Source organism: Parapedobacter sp. 2B3 (assembly GCF_041925275.1).
GTDB classification, from domain to species: domain Bacteria; phylum Bacteroidota; class Bacteroidia; order Sphingobacteriales; family Sphingobacteriaceae; genus Parapedobacter; species Parapedobacter pyrenivorans_A.
In genome coordinates this window covers 73,398-96,622 of sequence record NZ_JBHEUZ010000001.1, presented here as the reverse complement: position 1 = coordinate 96,622, position 23,225 = coordinate 73,398, and the positions used below count along the sequence as shown (strand labels likewise).

Annotated in this window: 15 protein-coding genes; 9 read left to right on the top strand and 6 right to left on the bottom strand. The window is 50.7% G+C overall.

The window, feature by feature from the left end; all coding sequences use genetic code 11:
* The first annotated feature begins 26 nt into the window (after positions 1-26).
* Both ACEVG1_RS00350 and ACEVG1_RS00345 read left to right on the top strand, forming a co-directional pair.
* Positions 27-1,400, top strand: coding sequence for a DUF3748 domain-containing protein (locus tag ACEVG1_RS00350; protein WP_374741526.1), 1,374 nt, complete (start codon positions 27-29; stop codon positions 1,398-1,400).
* A gap of 57 nt (positions 1,401-1,457) precedes the next feature.
* Entirely contained in the window at positions 1,458-3,101 is a 1,644-nt protein-coding gene (locus tag ACEVG1_RS00345) for an FMN-binding glutamate synthase family protein (protein ID WP_374741525.1), read from the top strand.
* Between the two features lie 8 nt (positions 3,102-3,109).
* Here the strand turns inward: ACEVG1_RS00345 and ACEVG1_RS00340 are convergent, their stop codons facing one another.
* Together ACEVG1_RS00340 and ACEVG1_RS00335 are read right to left on the bottom strand one after the other, a co-directional pair.
* A complete protein-coding gene (locus tag ACEVG1_RS00340) occupies positions 3,110-4,720 on the bottom strand; it encodes a M20/M25/M40 family metallo-hydrolase (protein ID WP_374741524.1) in 1,611 nt (536 codons plus the stop codon).
* A 96-nt stretch (positions 4,721-4,816) separates the two neighbouring features.
* Positions 4,817-7,546, bottom strand: coding sequence for an outer membrane beta-barrel protein (locus ACEVG1_RS00335; RefSeq protein ID WP_374741523.1), 2,730 nt, complete (start codon positions 7,544-7,546; stop codon positions 4,817-4,819).
* Between the two features lie 301 nt (positions 7,547-7,847).
* Here ACEVG1_RS00335 and ACEVG1_RS00330 point away from each other — a divergent pair, with 301 nt between their 5' ends.
* Together ACEVG1_RS00330 and ACEVG1_RS00325 are read left to right on the top strand one after the other, a co-directional pair.
* The gene (locus ACEVG1_RS00330) at positions 7,848-9,089 is read left to right on the top strand and encodes a SufS family cysteine desulfurase (protein ID WP_374741522.1); all 1,242 of its coding nucleotides are present in this window, start codon (positions 7,848-7,850) and stop codon (positions 9,087-9,089) included.
* 90 nt (positions 9,090-9,179) lie between these two features.
* Entirely contained in the window at positions 9,180-9,599 is a 420-nt protein-coding gene (locus tag ACEVG1_RS00325) for a SufE family protein (RefSeq protein WP_374741521.1), read from the top strand.
* A 52-nt stretch (positions 9,600-9,651) separates the two neighbouring features.
* Here the strand turns inward: ACEVG1_RS00325 and lysS are convergent, their stop codons facing one another.
* Positions 9,652-11,370, bottom strand: coding sequence for a lysine--tRNA ligase (gene lysS, locus ACEVG1_RS00320; protein ID WP_374741520.1), 1,719 nt, complete (start codon positions 11,368-11,370; stop codon positions 9,652-9,654).
* Between the two features lie 350 nt (positions 11,371-11,720).
* Here lysS and ACEVG1_RS00315 point away from each other — a divergent pair, with 350 nt between their 5' ends.
* From ACEVG1_RS00315 to ACEVG1_RS00300, 4 genes are all read left to right on the top strand, one after another.
* On the top strand, positions 11,721-12,326 hold the full coding sequence (locus tag ACEVG1_RS00315; protein ID WP_374741519.1) for an RNA polymerase sigma factor: 606 nt from the start codon (positions 11,721-11,723) through the stop codon (positions 12,324-12,326).
* An 11-nt stretch (positions 12,327-12,337) separates the two neighbouring features.
* On the top strand, positions 12,338-13,618 hold the full coding sequence (locus ACEVG1_RS00310; protein ID WP_374741518.1) for a hypothetical protein: 1,281 nt from the start codon (positions 12,338-12,340) through the stop codon (positions 13,616-13,618).
* A gap of 295 nt (positions 13,619-13,913) precedes the next feature.
* Complete coding sequence (locus tag ACEVG1_RS00305) at positions 13,914-15,797, top strand: histidine kinase dimerization/phosphoacceptor domain -containing protein (RefSeq protein ID WP_374741517.1); 1,884 nt, start codon at positions 13,914-13,916, stop codon at positions 15,795-15,797.
* 96 nt (positions 15,798-15,893) lie between these two features.
* Positions 15,894-17,312, top strand: a complete 1,419-nt coding sequence (locus tag ACEVG1_RS00300; RefSeq protein WP_374741516.1) for an alkaline phosphatase — start codon at positions 15,894-15,896, stop codon at positions 17,310-17,312.
* A 6-nt stretch (positions 17,313-17,318) separates the two neighbouring features.
* Here the strand turns inward: ACEVG1_RS00300 and ACEVG1_RS00295 are convergent, their stop codons facing one another.
* Together ACEVG1_RS00295 and ACEVG1_RS00290 are read right to left on the bottom strand one after the other, a co-directional pair.
* Positions 17,319-17,945, bottom strand: a complete 627-nt coding sequence (locus ACEVG1_RS00295; RefSeq protein ID WP_374741515.1) for an HAD family hydrolase — start codon at positions 17,943-17,945, stop codon at positions 17,319-17,321.
* Entirely contained in the window at positions 17,942-19,138 is a 1,197-nt protein-coding gene (locus tag ACEVG1_RS00290; RefSeq protein ID WP_374741514.1) for a proline dehydrogenase family protein, read from the bottom strand. The genes ACEVG1_RS00295 and ACEVG1_RS00290 overlap by 4 nt, the downstream gene beginning before the upstream one ends.
* Before the next feature lie 143 nt (positions 19,139-19,281).
* Here ACEVG1_RS00290 and ACEVG1_RS00285 point away from each other — a divergent pair, with 143 nt between their 5' ends.
* A complete protein-coding gene (locus tag ACEVG1_RS00285; protein WP_374741513.1) occupies positions 19,282-21,192 on the top strand; it encodes an amidophosphoribosyltransferase in 1,911 nt (636 codons plus the stop codon).
* A 59-nt stretch (positions 21,193-21,251) separates the two neighbouring features.
* Here the strand turns inward: ACEVG1_RS00285 and ACEVG1_RS00280 are convergent, their stop codons facing one another.
* Positions 21,252-23,141 (bottom strand): tetratricopeptide repeat protein, encoded by a 1,890-nt coding sequence (locus ACEVG1_RS00280; RefSeq protein WP_374741512.1) that lies wholly within the window; start codon positions 23,139-23,141, stop codon positions 21,252-21,254.
* Between the last annotated feature and the right edge of the window lie 84 nt (positions 23,142-23,225).

The following is a 23,225-nucleotide window of genomic DNA, read 5'->3' as shown; positions in this document are numbered from 1 at the left end:
TTAAGTCGGTAGTGGCAGTATGGAAGATGAAGACGATCACATATAGCCTCCTGCTCGGTCTTTCTGCTTGTATTTCCAACGAATCCATATACATGAATTTCAGCGAAACCCAACTTACCCATGCTGCGCAGGGACACACCATCCACAACACGCAGGTATTCTCTAAGGACAGCCGTTGGGTGGTATATGACACACGGAATGATGATACGCAAATCGGCAGCACGGGCAGTATCGGAATGGTCAATACCGAAACCAGCGAGGTCAGGCTACTTTATCAAACAACAAATCAAACCGAAGCCGGACCAGGAGTGGGAGCGGTTACTTTTTCGCCGACGGAGGACCGCGTACTGTTCATCCATGGTATTCGCAATGCGGATGTGTCCCGGCCGTATGGTATGACGCGCCGTACGGGTGTGGCAATAGCTATCGACCATCCCGGAGAGCCAATCTTCATGGACGCCCGAGATATCCTGCCGCCGTTTACTGAAGGGGCGTTGCGGGGTGGTACGCATGCCCACTCGTGGAGCGGTGATGGTAAATGGATCAGCTTTACCTACAATGATTACGTGATGGAACAGCTGGCCAAAACGGATGCCACCGTTCGCGATCTGCGTACCGTAGGCATCATGATGCCGCGCCACGTGGATGTTGAGCAAGACAACACTTTGGAAAATAACAGCGGCACCTATTTTTCGGTAATTGTAACCGACGTTACCGAAAATCCGAAACTGGGAAGCGACGAAATCGATAAAGCATTCGACGAGTGCTGGATCGGTGAAAACGGTTACCAGAAACCGGATGGGTCGTGGCAGGCCAAAGCCATCGCTTTTCAGGGGAATGTGCGGAATGGCAAGGGGGAGACCGTTACGGAGATTTTCGTGGTTGATTTACCTGCGGACCCGACGAAGGCGATAAATAGCCGACCACTGGAAGGAACGTTGACTTCAAGACCCGGCGTACCGAGCGGTGTGATACAACGGCGGATCACCTTTACGGCCAACGGAGTGGAGGGACCAAGGCATTGGCTGCGTGCCACGCCCGATGGAAAGCTGATTTGTTTTTTGGCGCAAGACGGGCGGGGCACTATACAGATTTTTGGGGTGTCGCCCAATGGCGGGGCTATCCGTCAGGTCACGAATAACGATTTTTCCATCCAAGGTCCTTTCAATCTTAATCCGACAGGTCAATGGGTGGCTTATCCTGCGGACAACAGCGTGTTCATTACGTCGCTAGCGACGGGAGATACCTACCGCATAACCGATCGGTTTACTGATGAAGATAAACCCGTTGGTGCCCCCAATTGGTCGCCCGATGGCAATTCCATTGCCTACAATCGGTATGTGAGGGGGGAGGGTACGGATCGTTATCTTCAAGTGTTTCTGTTGCGGAAAACCGATTAGGCTGATCGGCAATCGTTCCGGTTTGATTTCCTGCGCAAATTTTCGCAACTTTGGCTTATGCGGAAAAAATTCATGTACGGTGCCGTGTGGTTGGTAGCCATCATCGGCTTAATTAGCATTTGGTGGTTGCCGATATTGTGGAGCCTGGTCGTCGTTGTTCCCCTTCTTGTACTGGGGATATTGGACATCGTGCAGACCAAGCAGGCCATCCGGCGAAACTTTCCGCTTTTTGGGCGATTGCGTTACCTGTTTGAGAGCATACGGCCCGAAATACAGCAATATTTCGTAGAGAGCGATACCACGGGCCGACCGTTCAGCCGGATGTTCAGGAGTGTGATCTACCAACGTTCGAAGAAGGTGTTGGACACCACCCCCTTCGGGACCCAATTGAACGTTTACGATAATAATTATGAATGGTTGAGCCATAGCATAACCGCTGTCGACTATTTCAAGATCAATGAACACCCGCGTGTGACCGTGGGTGGCCCGCATTGCAAACAACCCTACTCAAGCAGTGTCTTCAATATCTCGGCGATGAGCTATGGCTCGTTGAGTAAAAATGCCGTCATGGCGTTGAATGAAGGCGCAAAGATCGGTGGTTTTTACCATAATACGGGCGAGGGGGGACTCACCGAGTACCACTTGGAAGGCGGCGGCGATGTGGTATGGCAGATCGGGACAGGCTATTTCGGCTGCAGGCACCCCAACGGCAATTTCAATCCGGAGGCTTTTGCCGACAAAGCGAAGCACCCCAGCGTTAAAATGATTGAAATCAAACTGTCGCAAGGTGCCAAGCCCGGTCACGGTGGTATCCTGCCCGCGGTGAAGGTGACCCCTGAGGTGGCTCGCATCCGTCTCGTGGAAGTGGGGAAGGAGGTGGATTCGCCTCCGTTCCACCGGGCATTTTCTACACCCGTGGGGTTGTTGGAATTTGTAAAGCAGCTGCGCAAATTGTCGGGGGGGAAACCCATCGGGTTTAAGTTATGCATCGGCCATCGGAGTGAATTTGTGGCCATCTGCAAGGCCATGGTAGAAACCGGTACCCTTCCTGATTTCATCACGGTAGATGGGGGCGAGGGAGGAACGGGCGCGGCCCCATTGGAGTTTTCCAATTCAGTGGGGATGCCCTTGCGGGATGCGCTGGCGTTTGTCTACGACTGCTTAACCGGCTTCGGCCTTAAACGGCATATCAAAATCATCGCTGCGGGCAAGATCGCAACGGGATTTGATCTTGTGAAGAACTTTGCGCTGGGCGCAGATATCTGTAACAGTGCCCGTGGGATGATGATGGCACTTGGATGCATCCAGGCATTGCAGTGCCATGCGAATACCTGCCCAACGGGCGTAGCGACGCAAGATCCGGCTTTAGTGAAAGGGTTGGTGGTCACGGACAAGCGCGTGCGGGTGGCCAACTTTCACCACGAGACTGTGAAGAGTGCTGGCGAACTGATGGGGGCTGCGGGCATCAAGCACCCGGACGACATACACCGCGTGTATATCCATCGGCGCGTATCGCCCAACAAAGTAGAAACGTACCTGGATTCGTTTCCCTATATCCCATCCGAGAGCCTGATGAAAGCCCCTTACCCGAAGTCATTTGAATTGCTGATGAAAATCAGTCGGGCCGACTCCTTCCAGCCCGATTTTTCGGGGATTGATTTCGTGGAGTACGCATGGGCCAAGAAGCCGATGACAGGCTAGGGAGGGGGTTAATACCCCACTCCCGAGCGCCGAGGTTGGCGGATGACCGGCCATTGGCTAGGTTGTCCGTCTCTTCCCAATGGCATCACGCGTTTTTCTCTATTGACCAATTCGGGCTCCTCGCTGGCTTTGTAGGCGAGCGTAGCAATCAGAATGACATTTGATTTCAGGTCATCGAAGATGAGCTTATCGTACGTGTCGAGGTTGGTATGCCAAGTAATCGTTCCATAGCCCCAAGAAAGGGAACTCATCATGAACGCCGGGATCCCTGCGGCGACGAAAGACGCATGGTCAGACCCGCCTCCACCGGGTGAGCCGGGGTAGTCGGTCTCGATGTCGCGCGTAGTCTCCCGCGGTGCGGCTGCCATCCACCTGCCCATGAAATCATAGGCGTGCAGGAAGCCCGAACCGTTGAGGTTGGCGACCCGCCCGGTACCATTATCTTGGTTGAAGACGGCCTGTGTGTTTTGCACGATTTCAGGGTGGTCCAGTACAAATGCCCGTGAGCCGTTGAGCCCCTGCTCCTCGCTGCCCCAGTGGCCGATCAGGATGGTACGCTTGGGGTTGGGGTATACCTTTTTCAGGATACGTGCTACTTCCATCATCGTGATGGTGCCCGTGCCGTTGTCAGTGGCACCCGAGCCTCCCTCCCATGAGTCGAAGTGGGCCGAAAGGATGACATACTCGTCCGGCTTCTCCGTGCCTTTGATCTCGGCAATCGTATTGAAGGTGGGTACGGTACCCAAATGTTTAGAATCGGTCTCCACGTTGATCCGTGGTTTGTGGCCATTTTCGGCCAGCCGGTACAGAACACCGTAATCTTCCAGCGATATGTCGAGCGAGGGAATGGTGGTGGTGCGGGCACCGAAGATTTTGTTGGATCCGAACTCGCGCGACCAGTAGCATTCCAGTATGCCAGCTGCTCCCGCTTCTTCGAGTATGCGGGGTAGCGAGCGTGATGATAGGCCCGTTGCTGCGATTTTTTCATTCCATTTGTCGGTCAGCGAATCGCGTTCCCTTTTCATTTTTTCGATGGACGCGGGCCGTCCGTATTCGTCCCAGTTGTAATCGGGCCGTCCGGTAGGCTGCAACATGGAGACCATTACATACTTGCCTTTTACATTGGGCAACCAGGCTTTGAATGCGATTGAATCTGCCACGTCGGGGAGTGTAATGACCTCACCTTCCACAGCTTTCCCGTTTGTGGTGGGGCTCCAAGCCAACTGCGTGCCGGCCAATGTCTTAACGCGGGGATATACCATATCAATGTGGGAAATGCCACGGTCCCAGCCACGCCACTCACCGAATTCCTCATAACGGGCTTCGATACCCCAATCGGCATACTTGGCCACCGCCCAATCGTGGGCGTTCTTCATTTGCGGGGTGCCTACCAACCGTGGTCCAACCACATCGAGCAATTCATGGGCGAGTTGCTTCAGCTGCGAATGTTGGTTGGCTTCGTTGACGATCTGCTCCACGACAGGTTCCAACTTCTGCTCGGGCATTACCCATCGGGGTTGCGAAAAGGCAGCAAATGAAACACTCAGTCCGAGAAGGACGGCGAGGGATGCCGATTTACCCAAATGGCAATGTGCCAATGCATTGTTCATGTGTGTCATACCATCTTGTTTTATTGGTTAAACTTAACGAGTGATTAAAAATCACAAAAAAAGTTGAGAATACCCACTGTGTGGCAGAAATTTTACGCACACCGATCAATTGTATAGCTCCTCGTAATCGTTCATGGTGGTGCCACGCGAAAAGTAACGGAGATTGTAGGTGAGGCTTACCATGAAATAACGTTGCAAGACATTGGACTCCGCATCCTGTATGTAGGTTTCCGTGATATTCCGGTCGATATTGTTGTTTTGCCCGAACAGGTCATAGACATTGACACTGACCTCGGCGCGTTCATTCTTCAATAGCTTCTTGCCAATAGCCATGTTTACCAAAAACGTGCTGTTGTCATACCCTTCCGATAAGCCGCTGTTGAGTCGGTGGTTGAGGTCGAGTCGGTATACCAGCCCTTCCCAAAGAATCCAATTGTAATTGATACGGGTGGATTGGGTGAAAAAATCGTTGCTGAGGGCCGGGCGCAATGAATTTTGGACGTTGTTGAAGGACGAACGGGTCCAGATATTGAAATCGATCCGGTCGCTGATGTTGCTGCTCAGCGAAACGCCCCCGCTGTATCGGGTAGAATTGACAACGTTGGCCTCATTGTTGACCATGCCGGGGCTGTGGCTATGCCGGATGCCACCATGCAGGTTGAAATTGGAAGGAAGGAAACGCACGGGCAAACCGTAATGGAAATAAGAGGAGATATCCCAATAGCCATTGAGGTTGACCGGTTTGGTGAGCTGCGCGCCCCTTTCGAGCATGATGCCACCGGCCAATTCGATCGGCTCATCGGCAATGACCGTGTTGCTGACCACGCGATTTGCGGTCGTCGATGAATGTACCATGGCAAAAAAACTCCGCTCCGTTTCGGGGTTATAGCTGCGGTAACGTAGGCGGAATTGGTTGCTGTACGATTGGTCGAGGTCAGGATTGCCCGTCCGAAGGTGCAGCGGGTTCGAATTGTCGATTACCCCCTGCAGATCGCCAACGGAAGGGGCGTTGGTACGCGTATCATAGTCAAACTCCAGGTTTTTCGACTTTGTGAACTCGTAGTCGATACGGACAGAAGGCAAAACGCTCCGAAAGGCCCTACGCAAGGCGAAGGTACTCGGGAATTCCTGGTCGTTTTTCAATTGCGCGTGTTGGAATTCGGCCTCTACTTGCACCCGGAGCTTCTCGAGGGCGTATTGATAGCCGATCTCGGCCTCTTGCGAAAGGTAGTTACTGTTGAAGGTGTTGCTGAGCGCGGTGTCTATCCGTGTATGGTTACCCAACTCGTCCATGTCGTATGTCAATTGGTCAGAATCGTCACGGCGGTTACCCACTTCGTATTCCAGCTCCACCATTCCATGTTTGCCGATAGGTTCGGTATAGGACGTGCTCGCTTCCCATGAAAAGCCGGTCCGGGCCCGCACTATATTTTGCCTGATGGCTTCTTCGCGTTCGTCGGGGTCATAGAAGACATTTTCGGCATACCGTTCGGCATCGTCGTCATTTTTGTGGTTGCCCGTTTCTAAGCCCAGCCGTAGGCTTCGCCCGGCTTTGGAAAAACGCCTGCTGTAGTACAGGCGGCTGTTGAAGTCGATATCCGAGTAGTCGGCGAGCCGTTGATTTGCGGTTTGGTTGATGGGGCCGGGATCAGCCAGGGTCTTTCCAGCGAAAAAACTGTTTTCATTTTCCAATTGGGCCGAAAAATCCGGTCGGAACAGGATGCGGTTGTTGCTATCAATGTTATATTCCAACCGCATGTTAAACCAATGGTCCATGCTTCGGCGTGTATTTTCGCTCGATTCGGTATAGTGCTGGCCATCGTCGTCGGGAAGTATGTATTCGCGGAATAGGGACGACTCGCCAAAGTTTTTGCGATGGTTGAACAGGTAACTGGCATTGAGTTCAACTTTCTCCCCCCAGCTGTCTGTGTAATTGAGGCCGATCCGATTGGTGTTGATGATCCCGTTTTGCGGCAGCATGGCGCCTTGGTTGTTTGGGTCGGCGGAGTAATCGACGGCATTGATGTTGTTGGTCAGCCCGGTGATGGTGAGCCGTTGCTGTTCGTTGAACGCGTTCACGCTTGTGCCAACGATATACCGGTCGTTGTCGCCGTATCCGGCCGAGGTTTTGCCAAAGAAGCCCTTGCGGCTGTTGGGTTTGGTAACGATGTTGATGGTTTTCAAGCGGTCACCATCGTCGAAACCACTTAATTCTGCTTTATCGCTCAGTTTGTCGAATACTTGGATGTTTTGGATGATTTCGGCGGGCAAGTTTTGCAACGCAGCCTTGACATCGGTGCCGAAAAAAGGCTTTCCATCTACCAGTATCTGTGCCACCGCTTCGCCTTGGGCCTGGAGGGTGCCGTCTTCACTACTCATTCCGGGCATTTTTTCGATGAGGTCCTGGGCAGAAGCGTCTTTCATGGTTTGGAACGCCGCGGCATTAAACTGGGTCGTGTCGCCCAACTGTTTGCCCACAGGGGGGCGCATATTGATGGTCACCTCGTCGAGAAGCCGTGCATTTTCATGTAGGTATAAGGTGCCCAAATCGACGTTCTTGGCTATTTCCACCGGTTCATCGGTCCGTTCGTAACCAAGATATTGCAGGCGGAGTACATAGTCGCCGGCGTCAATTTCTTCGAAATCAAATGAACCGTCCGAGTGGGTTAACGTTTCACGTACGATGATAGAGTCCGTGTTAAGGAGCAAGACCGTTACATTCGGGAACGGGGTATTATCGCCGGTATTATGGACTGCACCTTTTAGGGCATATTGTTGGGCTAAAATGGGATGGGAACAAAAAAATAGCAGTACTGCGAAGAGTAAGTGTTTCATTGAAAATGTATGTGTTTTAGTATCTGATTTTTTTTGCACAAATATCAGACCGTCCGGTGATTCTAGGGCCCATGTCACGGGTTCGTTATGTAAGGGGCAGTGCCATGCGCTGGTGTCACGAACTTGTCAGTGTTTGTTTTGTTGGCAGTGCCGGGCCTCGCGGTCGTTTCGGATAACGAAAAATATTCGTACATTCCCGCTATAACGTTGCCTTTCAATGGCAGCGGAGAGATCGATAGTTCCCGTTTATATGTAACGCGATTGGATTGCATTTAAACGGGAATTTGTCTAAGTTTGTCATATGGAACAGGTAGCAGTTTTGGAGCATTTTGATGTTGAACAAATAAGGCAAGATTTCCCGATTCTTACCCGTACGGTAAATAACAGACCCTTGGTGTACTTGGATAATGGTGCCACTACGCAAAAACCGAGACAGGTCATTGATGCAATCGTCGAATATTACACGCAGTTGAACAGTAATGTGCATCGTGGGGTACACCACCTTAGCCAGTTGGCGACGGATGCGTTTGAAGTGACCAGGCGCAAACTCAAGCCCTTTATCAATGCCACACACGAGCACGAGATTATCCTCACGAAAGGTACGACGGAAAGTATCAACTTGGTGGCCGCGTGTTACGGTCGTGCGTTTGTCGGAGCGGGCGATGAGGTCATCATCTCCGCAATGGAACACCATTCCAATATTGTGCCTTGGCAAATGTGCTGTGAAGAACGGGGAGCCACCTTGAAAGTGATTCCCATCAATGAAGCTGGCGAGCTGGACATGGACGCTTACCGGTCGATGCTGAGCGATCGTACCCGGATGGTAGCCATTACCTATGTGTCGAACGCGTTGGGTACAGTAAACCCGGTGAACGAAATCATCGGCTTGGCCCACGCTGCCGGCGCTCCAGTATTGCTGGATGCGGCACAGGCCGTCCAACACCTGACCATCGACGTACAGGCGTTGGATGTGGACTTCCTCGCATTTTCCGGGCATAAGATGTATGGCCCTACGGGCGTGGGCGTATTATATGGGAAGGAAAAATGGCTTGATGCGATGCCGCCCTACCAGGGCGGGGGCGAGATGATCAAAGAGGTTACCTTTGAAAAGACAACCTACAACGAGCTCCCATTCAAATATGAGGCCGGAACCCCGAATATCGAAGCAGGTATTTGCCTGGCACATGCTATCGACTATATCAATGCGGTGGGGCTGGACCGGATAGCGCGTTATGAGCATGAGTTGCTGGAATATGCCACACAGCGCCTATTAGCAGTACCGGGGCTTCGCATGGTAGGCACAGCAAGGGAAAAGTCCAGCGTGCTGTCATTTTTGCTGGCAGACGCCCATCCGTATGATGTGGGTGTCATCTTGGATAAGTTGGGGATTGCCGTCCGTACAGGCCACCATTGTACGCAACCGTTGATGGACTATTATGGTATACCCGGTACCGTGCGGGCGTCCATCGCCATGTATAATACAAAGGCAGATATCGATGCACTGGTAGCCGGGGTAGAACGGTCGGCAGCGATGTTGTTATAAGTCGTAAGTCTTATAGTCGTAAGTCTCATATCTCACATCTCAAATCTCACATCTCATATCTCAAGTCTCATATCAAACATCAATAAACGCGTGACCATAAACGAAATACAAGACGAATTGATCGAAGATTTTTCCTTTTTCGACGATTGGATGGCAAAATACGAGTACATCATCCAGTTGGGGAAGGAGCTTCCGCTCATCGACGACCGGTTTAAGAAAGACGAATACCTCATTAAAGGCTGCCAATCAAAAGTATGGCTGCATGCGGACCACCAGGATGGTAAGGTCGCGTTTACCGCTGACAGCGACGCGATCATCACCAAAGGGTTGGTAGCACTGATGGTTAAGGTGTTGTCCGGGCATACGCCGAACGAGATTGTTGAAAGCGACCTTTATTTTATCGATCAGATCGGTTTGCAGGAACACCTTTCGCCCACCCGGGCCAATGGGTTGCTGTCCATGGTGAAGCAGATGAAATTGTATGCGGCGGCCTTGAATGCTAAAGTATGATTACGATTAAAGATCAGGGATCAAAGAGTTAAGACTGTTCAAATCAATCAAACTACTCAAACCACTTCAGCACCTCATCCTTGGTGGGCATCGGTATTTCGAGTTTCATTTTCTTGCGCAATCCGCCCAAATCGTTGAACACCTTGTTGGGGTTGGCCGATTTTAGGGCTTCCATAGTTGTTAGGCCCATTTTTTGAAGTACGGGTATCCATGCGTCAGGTACCCCCTGTGCGTTATAATCTGCGTTGCTTGCTTGCTTAACGACTTTCTCGGGGCGCATTTGCGGGAAAAATAAAACATCTTGGATGCTTTGCTGGTTGGTCATCAACATGGCAAGGCGGTCGATGCCGATACCGATGCCCGAGGTGGGGGGCATCCCATATTCCAGGGCCCGAAGGAAATCGTAGTCGATAAACATGGCTTCATCGTCGCCGCGTTCCATCAGCTTGAGCTGCTCTTCGAAGCGTGCACGTTGGTCGATCGGGTCATTCAGCTCCGTATAAGCATTGGCGAGCTCCTTGCCATTGATCATCAGTTCGAAACGCTCCACCAATCCCGGTTTGCTGCGATGTTTCTTGGTAAGCGGGCTCATTTCTACTGGGTAGTCGATGATGAACGTGGGTTGGATGTAATGGTGCTCGCACTTCTCGCCGAAAATTTCGTCGATGAGCTTTCCTTTGCCCATGCTTTTATCGGTTGGGATGCCTAACTGCGCGCAAACGTTGCGGAGGCCTGCTTCGTCCATTCCATTGACGTCGAATCCGGTATGTTCTTTGATGGCGTCATAAATGCTTACCCGTGGATACGGCGCTGTGAACGAAATCTGTTTGTCGCCCACTTGCAACGTGGCCGTACCGTTGGTGGCGATGGCAACCTGCTCGAAGAGCTGTTCGGTTATTTCCATCATCCATAGGTAGTCTTTGTAGGCTACATAGAATTCCAGTACCGTAAATTCCGGGTTATGGGTACGGTCCATCCCCTCGTTACGGAAGTTGCGGCTAAACTCATATACCCACTCATAACCTCCCACGATGAGCCGCTTGAGGTAAAGTTCGTTCGCGATGCGTAAGTACAGTGGGATATCCAATGCATTGTGGTGGGTAATGAAGGGACGTGCGGCTGCCCCGCCGGGGATACTCTGCAATACCGGCGTGTCTACTTCCAGCGCTCCCCGTTCATTGAGGAAATCGCGGATGGCGGTTTTGATTTTCGATATTTTGACAAATGTTTCGCGTACTTGCGGGTTCACGACCAAATCGACATACCGTTGTCGATAACGGAATTCGGGGTCAGTGACCGCATCGAAGGTCTTGCCGTCAGCGGATTTAACCACCGGCAAGGGTTTCAATGATTTGGCTAATAGCGTCAATTCATTGACGTGAATGGAGATTTCGCCTGTATGGGTAGTGAATACGAACCCCTTGATGCCGACATAGTCGCCGATATCCAGCAATTTTTTGAAAACCGTATTGTAGAGCGTCTTGTCTTCTCCGGGACAAAGGTCGTCGCGCTTGAGGTATCCTTGGACGCGTCCGGACGCATCCTGCAACTCGATAAACGACGCATTGCCCATGACACGGCGGCTCATCATCCTACCGGCGATGCTCACATTTTTATAATTGAGCTTGTCGCGCTCGTAGTTTGCGAGAATGTCTTTGGCAGAGGCGTTGATTTCAAAGGCTTCGGCGGGGTAGGGGTTTATTCCCAATGCTTCCAGTTTGGCAAGCGCGTCTCGGCGCTGTATTTCCTGTTCAGATAGTGCGGTGCTCATCCAATATGAATTATGCGGCAAACTTAGATAATTTATTGATGTTTTAATAATTTTCAAGGGCATCAATGAAATCGCTGCGCTAAGTTGTTTTTATGTGCAAAATAGTAGTCGTATGTCACAAGTCATAAGTCATCAGTTGGGAAATTTGGAAGTCGAAGTGTAGCGTTTGTTATTGGCGTTACGTCTACCCGGTAGATGACGTGATAACAAAGTTATATGGTTAATTTTTCGTAAAACTGGCTGCATCTTTTAGTTTATTATGTAGTGCGATTATTGCAGACATGCAGGCGAATTTATCTAAGTTTGCAATGTAAATTCAAAGAGCTGATCAATAGGAGTGTAGCCGCGTAGTGAGTTTCAACATCCGATACTTGAAGGGGAAGCATGCGTTGTCGTTGGAAAGCGCGGTACGGTGCTGTGCCCAAAAGGGGGATGAGCGAAGCAAGGAGTTTATATACAAACATTGCTATGGTTATGTGCGGGCCATTACCATGCGGTACGTAAAGAATGAATACGATGCCGAGGAGCTTACGAACGAGAGTTTCATGCGGGCGTTTGGCAAGGTGGATACATTTAACAGCAATGATACGGGCGAGCGTTTTGAAAAGTCATTCAGGGCTTGGCTAGCCCGGATCGCCGTAAACATATCCATCGATTTTTTACGTGCTCAGAAGCAATTCGTTGCACTGGACAATGTGAGCGAGGGTGAGTTTGAGCAGCAACGTGTGGAGGTGTCTGGAAATTTGCACGTGGAAGATATCTTGAAACTCCTCCTCCAATTGCCGGAGATACAGCGGACGATATTTAACCTGTATGAGGTAGAGGGGTATTCGCACGAGGAGGTATCGACCTTGCTAGGGATACCGGAAAGTACTTCCCGGACATACCTTACCCGCGCGAAAAAAAAACTTAGGAAACTTTATTTAGCATCGATAGATATCACGGCGCGGTATTAATAATATGCGATATGAGTGAGCGCGAAGACGATAACGAATTAATCCACCAGCTCGCGGAGCGACTCCGTAACCACACGGTGCCCTATAAGGACGGCGCTTGGGAACGTTTTGCCGCTGCCCATGGTCAGCGGCGGCGTAAGGCGTGGCCTTATTGGAGTGCGGCCGCGGCATTGGTTGCTGCAATTGGGTTGTATTGGTTTACGCGCTATTCAGATGAAACGCCCGCTCCGTTGCAGGTCGTGCAGCAGGAAGCCATGTCCCAACCCCGACCGGCCATGCCAACAGAGGCCGACCGGAATGTGGAGGGTGAGAAGCGCCCGCAACGCGGAACAGCCGGGCAGCGTTCCTTTGCCCCGGTCCAAGTAGTGGAAGGTGAGGAAGTACCGGTAGTGGACGGCGGGGCTGACCCCGGCGTAACGGTTGAAACGGCCGTCCTGGCCGTGGCGGCGACAGATACGGCTACGACGCCCGACCCGGCATCGCATCGGGTGGCAGCAGCGATTGAACCGGAAGAGGTGGAACAGCCTGTTCACGGCGATGGGAAAGATGTTGTCTTCGATCCGGGAGTCGTTGACCAGGGGCGCCTTGCGGTAGCGTCCGTACACAAGGCACCTGGCATGGAGAAGTGGGATTTGGGGCTGGTGCTATCGCCGTCGTTAACGAGTGAGGCAGTCAATATCGGTGGCGGCGTTGCGGTTGCCTACCGGATTTCGGATAAATTCTCCGTCGGTTCGGGTGTGTCGGTCGCCCAACTTGGCTTGGGTAAGAACCCAAACGGTACACCCGTGAACAGATTGCAACAAGACATGTCATCGGCGCCGGTACCGAGCAACGGTTTCAATGGTGAGTCGGCATCGGCGGTCAATTATAAAAGGGAAGTATCGACGACGAGCAGCGTCGTTACCTTGGATATACCGTTGGATTTGCGATATGATGTGGCAAAGGGCTTCTATACAGCGGTGGGATTGTCTTATGTGGCGGTCCTTGACGAGCGACGGACAAGCCACTATGTGGATCGGCTTAATAAAAACACGTTCGCCCATAGCCAGTTGTCGGCCGCCGACCGGCTCGCGTCTACCGAATTTGTCTATTCCTCGGAAAAAATACCTGCCAAGCCCTTGCGGGGAAACGGCTACGCGGGCTTTATGAATTTTTCGATTGGAAAGAAGCTCCCGCTATCCAGCAAGCTCTCCCTGTCTGTGGAACCTTATTTCAAACTTCCTATCGGTCGGCTCGCTAAGGAGGAGATGAACTTCACGAATGGAGGTATACGTATCGTAACGGGCTTTTGACGCTGTTTTCACGGCAGATGCATTATTAAACGTTTTCATTTTGTTTAATTAATCGAATCCCCTTATATTTGATTTATCCGTTCTTGGATGCCACGGTTTTTGAGCGGTTATACAACCAGGCCGGATACCTAATAATCTACCTTTGTATTTGTAGGATTGACGAGGCATGCTTTAACGTAAAGTATGTATTAGCTATAGGAATTGCGCCCCAAGCTGAGGCGGGGGCTGGTATTGAACCGTAATGATGGCGAAACGCAATAGTTTGATTTTTACCCTGGGCGTCTTTTTGTTGATCATGCAAAAGGCTCCAACGGCTGTGTCCCAAGGCACTGTACCTACCCGCAGGGTGGATACCGCTGTTATCAATGATTTATATAGAGATGCGTTTCTGTCTGCCGAAGAGAACCTGAAAAAGTCGGATGCCCTGATCAATAAGGCATGGAAGATGTCTATTGATATCGGTGATGACCGGGGTATTGCAGACGGATACTATTATACGGGCAAGGTGTACCTGCGGAAAGACGCATTGGATGTTGCCAGCCGTTACTTTGAAAAAGCGGTGTCCCTATATACGCAGGGGCAGTTTTCGGACAACTTGCCCGATTGCTACCTTCAATTGGGAAAAATCTACATAGCGGAAGGTAGGTATTATACCGGGCTCCAAAACTTTCTGAACGGCCTGCGTGTGGCGACGGACAATGGCCGGAGCACCGATCAGGTGGAATTGAGCCTCCAATTGGCCAGTTACCACAACACGGTGTCTAAAGATTACGGGGAGGCCATCGCCATGCTCAATGATGCGGAGAAACTGGCAAACGCAACGGATTATACAGTCGCATTGGGTCCGATCTATCTGCAATATGGCATTAGTTACCTCGAACGGCGCGATTATGACCGTGCGCAGCATTATGTGGCGTTAGCGCGTCGGTCATTTGACCGGGAATCGGCAACAGAACAACTGCTCAATGTGCTGCTGGTTGAGGGCGATGTGTATGCGGCCATGCGCGACAAGCTGCGCTTGGCGACCGTGTTGGACGAAGCGTTGCCACTGATTGATTCAGTGGGCGATGAGCGCATGAAAACCAACTGCCGCCTTCTCTACGCTACCGAACTGTATTTCCTGGAGGATTACGAGGGGGCATTAAACATCTGTGAAACGCTGTACCCGTCCGTAGGCCAGGCCGATCCCCAGCAGGTGCGCTCACGTATCCAGTCGCTCCATGTGAAAGTTCTTTATGCCATGGGCGAGGCACAGCGTGCAGACAGCCTGTTTGAAGCATATGAGTACGCGAAGGACAGCCTTTATACAGCCCATTATATCGGGCAGGGTAGGGAGATGAGCGAAAGCTACCGATTGGATAAGTTCGAGCGCCAGATCAAAGAGCAGGAGTTGATGTTGTCCAACACACGCTATCAGCGGTATGGGCTCATTACCGGTATTGGCGTGCTACTGACGATATTGATTGTACTCTATTTCCTCTTCCGCGATAAGGATAAACTGGCCCACCGTGTGGCGATAAAGAATACCGAAATATCTGTTCAAAATGAGGTGCTGAAACAGGCCAACAAGCAGAATGAGCTGCTCCTCCGTGAAATACATCATCGGGTGAAAAACAACCTCCAAATCATCAACAGCCTTCTTAGCTTGCAGTCGCGCAAGACGTCCAATCCTGATGTCATCGCAATGATGCGCGAAAGCAGCAGCCGGATCCATTCCATCGCGCTTATTCATAACAAACTTTATGAGCAGCAGAGCATTAACCGGCTCGATATACAGGATTATATCGAGCAGTTGGGTGCACATTTGCTAAGCATTTACAATGTTGATAAAAAAGATATCCGATTTGAGGTGAAAGCGCACGAGGTGTTGCTGGATATCGATACGGCTATCCCGGTGGGTTTGATATTGACCGAGTTGATAACGAACTCGCTTAAATATGCATTTGCGGGAAGGGAACAGGGCGAAATCCAGGTGGATATGCGGCGGGAAGGAGAAAACAACTACGAGCTGGTATTCAAGGACAACGGTATCGGTATCCCGGAAGCGAAGCGCCAACGGACGAATGAAACGCTGGGTTTCCGGTTGATACATTCCTTAACCAGCCAATTGGCGGGGATGATCCAGTATACGTTCGAAGAATTTTCGATGTATCATATCCGTTTCAAGGGGCAAGCCTGACCCATCGGCTCGATAAATTCATGGTGGTTTTATTTCTGGTTAATTTAAGATTCTTATTTTTATGGAATTTTAATGTATAACTATCAATTTCTTTCCATGAAGCGTAGAGACTTTTTCAAAAACACAGCCTTCGCCGCCGCGGGTGCGGCTGTACTGTCGCCTTTTGATTCGATAGCGGGTGCCATCCACCCGGGTGCCACGTTGGGCTCCCCAGCAGCTGGCTCCGCCAAGAACATCATTTTTATGGTGAGCGACGGTATGAGTGTGGGAACGTTGAGTATGGCGAATATGTTGAGTGAGCGCCGTGACGGAAAGCTATGTTCGTGGATGTCATTATACCGGGAGGGATTGGTGAGCCGGGGGTTGATGGATACCGCATCGGCCAACAGTTTGGTGACGGATTCGGCTGCGGCAAGCTCCTCATGGGGTGGTGGCGTGCGGGTAAACAATGGTTCGCTGAACGTGGCTCCCGACGGCAGTAGGCCCATTCCAATCCTCCAGAAATTCAAGGCAGCGGGTAAAGCTGTTGGTTGTGTTACGTCGGTGCCCGTTACACACGCTACCCCGGCTGGATTTTGTGTGAACAGCGATAGCCGCTCCGACCAACCCGGCATTGCGGAGCAGTACCTTACGCTGGGTTTTGACGTGATGATGGGTGGGGGCACCGAGTTTTTCAGTGCCGGCAAGCGGCAAGACAAGCAAGATCTATTTGCGAAGTTTGCTGCCGGCGGCTACCAGGTTGCCCAAACGAGGGAAGCAATGCTGGCCGTCGATGCCGCAGCTGGAACAGCGCCTATCTTGGGTGTGTTTCATCAAGACGGGTTGCCTTATGCATTAGATCGGGACAACGACGCAACATTGAAGGAAAAGACACCGTCGCTTGCCGAGATGGTCGGAACGGCCATCCGCCGTTTAGCCATGAACCCGAACGGATTCGTGTTGCAGGTTGAGGGTGGTAAGGTAGATTGGGCGGCCCATGCCAATGACATTGGTGGCTTGTTGTATGACCAACTGGCATTCGATGAGGCGCTGGCCACGGCCCTCGCTTTCGCCGAAGCAGATGGCAATACGCTGGTCATCGTGACGACGGATCACGGGAACGCCAACCCGGGGCTGTTCGGTTCGACGGAAAATTTCGAGCGTGTGATCGGTTTCAGGCACACCAATGATTGGGTGTTGCAGGGGATCGATAGGGACTTTACTGCGAATCAAGTACGCGAGCGGATTGAGCATGCACAAGGGTATGCCATCAATGCGAATGAAGCGATCCGCTTGCTGTCCCATTATGTCACCGATAGGAATGAGGATGGGCTTTACAATCCCTACAAGTTACCATTTGCTGAGTTGGCCGATATCCAGCGGAAGTACACGTCGGTAGGCTGGGCCAGTAACGGCCATTCCGGTGACCACGTGGAAATCGCGGCATATGGGCCTGGAAGCGACCTACTCAAACCGTTCGTACGGAATACGGATATGCATTACCTTATGCTCGAGGCAGCTGCGGTGCGCCAATAGCAACGCCTATAGGATTTTATCGATCCGCACCCAATCCATGCCCGCGGCGATGGCACCCTGGACCCCAGGGTTGCCATCTTCGAAAACAAGGCAGTCGTGTGGGGCTACGCCGAGTTGCTTAGCGGCGCTCAAGAACGGATCTGCGTAAGGTTTGCCCCGTTCGGTATCATCGGCACAGACAAGGACCTCAATGTCATCTATCAGGCCGATTACCGTGAGTGTGCGGGTTACCGTTTTGCGGCTACCGCCCGAAACCACACCGATGCGTACTCGGCCGATGTGGTTCCTTAAATGGTGGACAACGAACTCCACCGGAAGTGTTTGTGCGATAAAATCCTCGAAAAAGATGGATGACTTCAGGGTGGCGAATTCAATTGGCGATAAGTCGGTTTCGTATCGTTTGTTTATTTCCTGAGCAATCAGGGGCGTAGGCCACCCGGCTAGCTCATCGATGATAGCAGTATCGAGTGCGATGTCGAATTTCGCTGCGGCTTTTTCATATGCCGCTTTGTGTGCGTGCATATTGTCTGCAAGTGTGCCGTCGCAATCGTATAGGAATGCTTTATAATCTTTTTTCCGACTGATTTGGGTGAGTTTATCTAGTTTTTCGTGTATCAGGGTGTCTGTTGTCATCTCGTGGTTTTCCGTCGTTTTTTCTCCTTGGCAATGAGTGAAAGCTCACGCCCTGTCTGTCCGGCTACGGAGGTGTTTTCCTGTGCCCGCCGGAAAAGGTAGGGCATCACGGCTTTCACTGGACCGTAAGGCATGTATTTAGCCACTTGGTATCCGGCGGCTGCCAGATTGAAGCTCAGGTTATCGCTCATGCCCAACAGCTGGGCGAAGTGAATGTGGGGATGGTCATGGGGCAGTTGTCGGTCGTTCATTTCGTCAGCCAACATTTTGCTGTTCGCCTCATTGTGCGTGCCTGCCATAAGTCCAATCCGGTCGATATGGTCTAGGCAAAACCGTATGGCAAGGTCATAGTCGCGATCCGTTGCTTCCTTGTTGGGTTGGATGGGGGAGGGGTAGCCCTTTTCCTGGGCGCGCTCCCGTTCGATTTCCATATAAGCACCCCGCACCAACTTGGCCCCAAGGAAAAAGCCGTCTGTTTCCGCTAGGTAGAAATCGGCCTTTAATGAGGCTAGCTTGTCGTGTCGGTAGAGTTGGTAGGTGTTGTACACAATAGGGGCTTCTCGGTTGAACTGCTGCATCATCTCGCGGGTAAGGTCATCAATGACATCCTGTATCCAAGAATGTTCGGCATCGATCAGCACCTTCACCCCACTGTCATGACAGGCTTGGCAGATACGTTCAAATCGTTGCCGGACCCGCCCGTATTCCAGCTTTTCGTTGGTGCTGAGTGGCACATTAGCATTGATTTTTTCAAATAGGTCGAAGCGACCCAGTCCAGTAGGTTTGAATACGGAAAACGATATATTCGGGTTGGTCTTCGCGTAGGCGACGGTGCGCAAAATCTCGTTACAGGTCCCGTCGAACGCTTCTTCCGTATCTTCTCCTTCGACCGAATAATCGAGGATGGTTCCTACCCGCTGGTCCGCTAACCGTTCAATGGCGGGGAAGCACCCCTTAATGGTTTCACCCCCACAAAAATGGTTGAAAATAGTAGCGCGTATAAGCCCTTTAATCGGCAAACCCACGTTAAATGCGAAATCGGTAATTGGCCGGCCTATGCGTGTCAAGAAATTGCTGCTCAATAATTTAAAAAGCCAATAAGCTTTTTTTATATCACCGTCGCTTTTACCCCGAAAAGCGATTGCTGTGTTCTCGAACGAGAGTTCGCACAGGTGTTGCGTTTTTTGAGACATTCAGTGTGTGCAAATTACGGAGCGAAATTACGTATAGTTATCGTGCTTTACAAACTTGTTTGACCTAGATATTCCCATGAAGATTTTCTGCGATTTGTGTAGCAAGTAATATTTTTTGTACCTTTGCAACTTGAAAGCAAACAATGAGTGACGCTATAAAACACGAGTGTGGCATTGCACTAGTCCGCCTGTTAAAACCCCTTTCATATTATCAGGAAAAATACGGTACGGCCTTATACGGTATCAATAAACTGTACCTTTTGATGGAAAAGCAGCACAACCGCGGGCAGGACGGCGCGGGTATCGCGACGATCAAGCTCGACGTGAAGCCCGGTAGCCGGTACATCAGCCGTTATCGCTCAATGGCATCCAATGCGGTGGCCGACATCTTCGAATATGTACAACGGAAGTTTGCCTCCGTGCAACGGGCTTACCCCGATAAGTATGCCGACAGCCAATGGTTGAAAGAAAACGTAAGTTTTACAGGAGAAGTGCTTATGGGGCACTTACGATACGGCACGCATGGCAAGAATAGCATCGAGAGTTGCCATCCGTTTTTGCGCCAGAACAATTGGATGACACGTAACTTGGTCTTGGCAGGTAATTTCAACATGACCAACGTGGATGAACTGCTCGAACAACTCTATGAGCTGGGGCAGCATCCGAAAGAAAAGGCAGACACCGTAACCGTGCTCGAAAAAATCGGCCATTTCTTGGATGCGGAGAACCAAGAACAATTCGATAAATTTAAAAAGCAAAGCTATAGCAATGTGGAGATCAGTAATCTTATTGCTAAGCATCTTGATATTGCCCGTATTTTGCGCAAATCTGCCAAGACCTGGGATGGCGGCTACACCATTGCCGGTATCGTCGGACATGGCGATGCCTTCGTCATGCGTGATCCGGCCGGGATTAGGCCTGCCTACTATTATGTGAACGATGAGGTGTTGGTGGTTACGTCTGAAAGGCCGGCTATACAAACTGCCTTCAACGTTAAGTTCGAAGAAATCAGCGAAGTAAAGCCTGGTTATGCACTTATCGTAAAAAAAGACGGTACCATCACCGAAGAGATGTTCAGGGAACCGGTAGAAAAGAAATCCTGTTCATTTGAACGGATTTATTTCTCACGGGGCAGTGATGCGGCGATCTATCAGGAGCGGAAGCATTTGGGGAAACTGCTGTGCCCGCAGATTTTGGATGCCATTCATGCCGACATCAAGAACACGGTCTTCTCTTATATACCGAATACGGCCGAAGTGGCTTTTTACGGGCTTGAAGAAGGTATCAACGATTATGTGCGTAAGTTGCAGAAGGATACCCTACTTAATAGGGCCGATAAGATTTCGGACGAAGAACTGAACGAAATGTTGAGCATATCCCCGCGCTTTGAAAAACTCAATATCAAAGACGCCAAACTCCGCACGTTTATCACGCAGGACGCTGATCGGCAAGATATGGTACAGCACGTGTATGACACAACGTATGGTGTTGTTCAAGACGGTATAGATACAATCGTCGCTGTGGACGACTCTATTGTTCGTGGCACAACGCTCAAGCAAAGTATTTTAACCATCCTCGATCGCCTGAATCCGAAGAAAATCATCATTGTTTCATCGGCACCACAGATTCGGTATCCCGACTGCTACGGTATCGATATGTCAAGGATGGGCGAATTTGTGGCTTTCGAGGCCGCTGTTTCGCTGTTGTACAAAAGCGGTCTCGGACATGTTGTGGAGGAAGTGTACCAGCAATGTTTAGCGTCGTTAGAATTACCTAAAGAGGAAGTGCAGAATTATGTCAAAGCCATATATGCACCGTTTACTGATGAAGAAATTTCTGTTGAGATAGCCAGTATTATCCGTGGCAGCCATATCAAGGCAGAGGTAGATGTCATCTATCAGACGCTGGATAATCTCCATATTGCATGCCCCGACCATAGAGGCGACTGGTATTTTTCGGGTGATTACCCTACTCCGGGTGGAAACCGTGTGGTCAATCGCGCTTACATGAATTGGGTGGAGGGGAAAAATGTAAGGGCTTACTTCAGCGCGTAAACACGTCATTGCCGCAGGCCATGATTCCCAGCGATTGGTCTTGATGTACGTGCCTTTTGTTATTCGTACGTCGGGATGTGTATGGCCAGGAGTGTCCCGCGGTTAGGAGCTGAGTCGATGTCGATGGTGCCGTCGAGCATGGCCACCCGCGACCGGATATTACGTAGACCTATCCCTTCAAAGTCTGCACTTTTTGCCGTATCGAATCCATTGCCGTTGTCTTCGATGGTAAGGGCGATACCATCATGGTCTTTGATAAGTTGGAGCGTCAATTTCGAGGCTGCCGCATGTTTCACGACGTTATTCACCGCTTCTTGTATAATCCGGTAAAGCACGGTTTCGGTCTGTTCGTCGAGCCGTTGGTCCAACCCGACGATATCAAGGGAAATCCTCATTTTCGGGGTGTCTATTTTTTCAACAAATTCCCGCACAGAGGAAGCGAGGCCTGCCTTGAGTAGTGCGTTGGGCATCATCTGGTGGGAAATGCTGCGCATTTCGTTATAACTTTCATGGAGGTGGGCGAGGGCTTTTTCAATAGCGTTCTTCGCTTTAGCATCGTTGGGTGTCGTGTCATGCGCTTCATTCACATGCAAAAGTGCGGCAGAGAGCATTTGTCCCACGCCATCATGCAGGTCGGTAGCAATCCGTCTGCGTTCGCGCTCTTCAGCTTCCAGTACCTCCTTGGCTGCTTGGCGTTGCAACCGGGCTTCGGCGCGGATTTTACGGCGGTTCTGCACAAAGTAAATCATGAGGGCCATAACGGAAAGGAATACCACTGCCCCAATCAACAGGAATCCCCGCTGACGGAGTTTCAACTGATGGATGGCGGTTTGCTGGTTGAGGATTTCTATTTGTTGTTCTTTTTTTTCCGTTTCGTATTGGGTTTGCAACTCCTGTGCGGCTTTTGTTTTTTCTATCGAAAAAAGCGAATCTCGGTATACGGCAGCATCCCGGTGATAGCGGTAGGCTTCCTCGTATTGCCCCAACCCTGCGTAGGAGCGGGCAAGCTGCTCGTTTGATCGATAGCATATCTCCATATCGCCGATTTCGTCGGCGATATGGAGCGACTGCGACAGGTTGGTTATTGCCTCTTGCCAATGGCGTTGGGCATTCTGGATTTTTCCAAGATTGTTGTAGAGGCCGGCCTCGCGTTGTCTATTCCCCATGGATTTGGCCAACGCTAACCCTTTTGTCGTGTATTCTTCTGCTTCATTCAATTGATTGTTTTCTTCGTAAAGTACCCCAAGGTTTTGGTAGACATCGGGCATATTACGGTGGGTACCCATCTGCAGGTAGATTTTTTCTGCCAGCGTAAGGTAATGGATAGCGGAATCCAACTGCCCCATGGATTGGAAGGTGGATCCCATGTTGCTGTAACTGGTAGCAATTTCGGTGGAGTCTGGTATACTCGCTACCTTTTGACTGTATTGCCTAAAATAGGCAATGGACTGCTCGTAGTCTTTCCGGGCATTTGCCGCAATGCCCATCAGGTTATAAACCCGCCCTTCTCCATTGATATCGCCTATTTGCTCCGACATTTTGATGGCTTTTAATCCGTATTCGATGGTACGCTCGTAATCGGACCTGAGGTTGTAGATGAGGGCAATATTGTAGTAGGTCCTGGCGACTTGCAGGCTATCTCCGATTTCTTCGAACAAATCGAGTGCTTCTGTATAATGTGCAATGGATGAATCGTATTCATTGTTAAATTGCGCCACGACACCCTTAATACGGATGGCAGTGGCCATCCCTTTTTTGTAGGACGATTGAAGGGCAAGATGATAAGCCTGGTCGGCGATTATGGCGAGCGAATCGGTGTTGTTGTTGATCACGGTTCGTGCCTTTTCAATTAGCGAGTCGACCTTGCTCTCCACCTGGAGCTGGCCGTAAGCTGCCAGCTGTAGGGTGAAGTAAAAAACTAAAAGTAGGGTCACATACTTCTTATCCATATTTTAGGCTTAAATCACGAGTTAATTGTTAGTATAAATTTCAGGCGCTGAATCGTCGGTATCAGACGCTTTGCGATAAACATC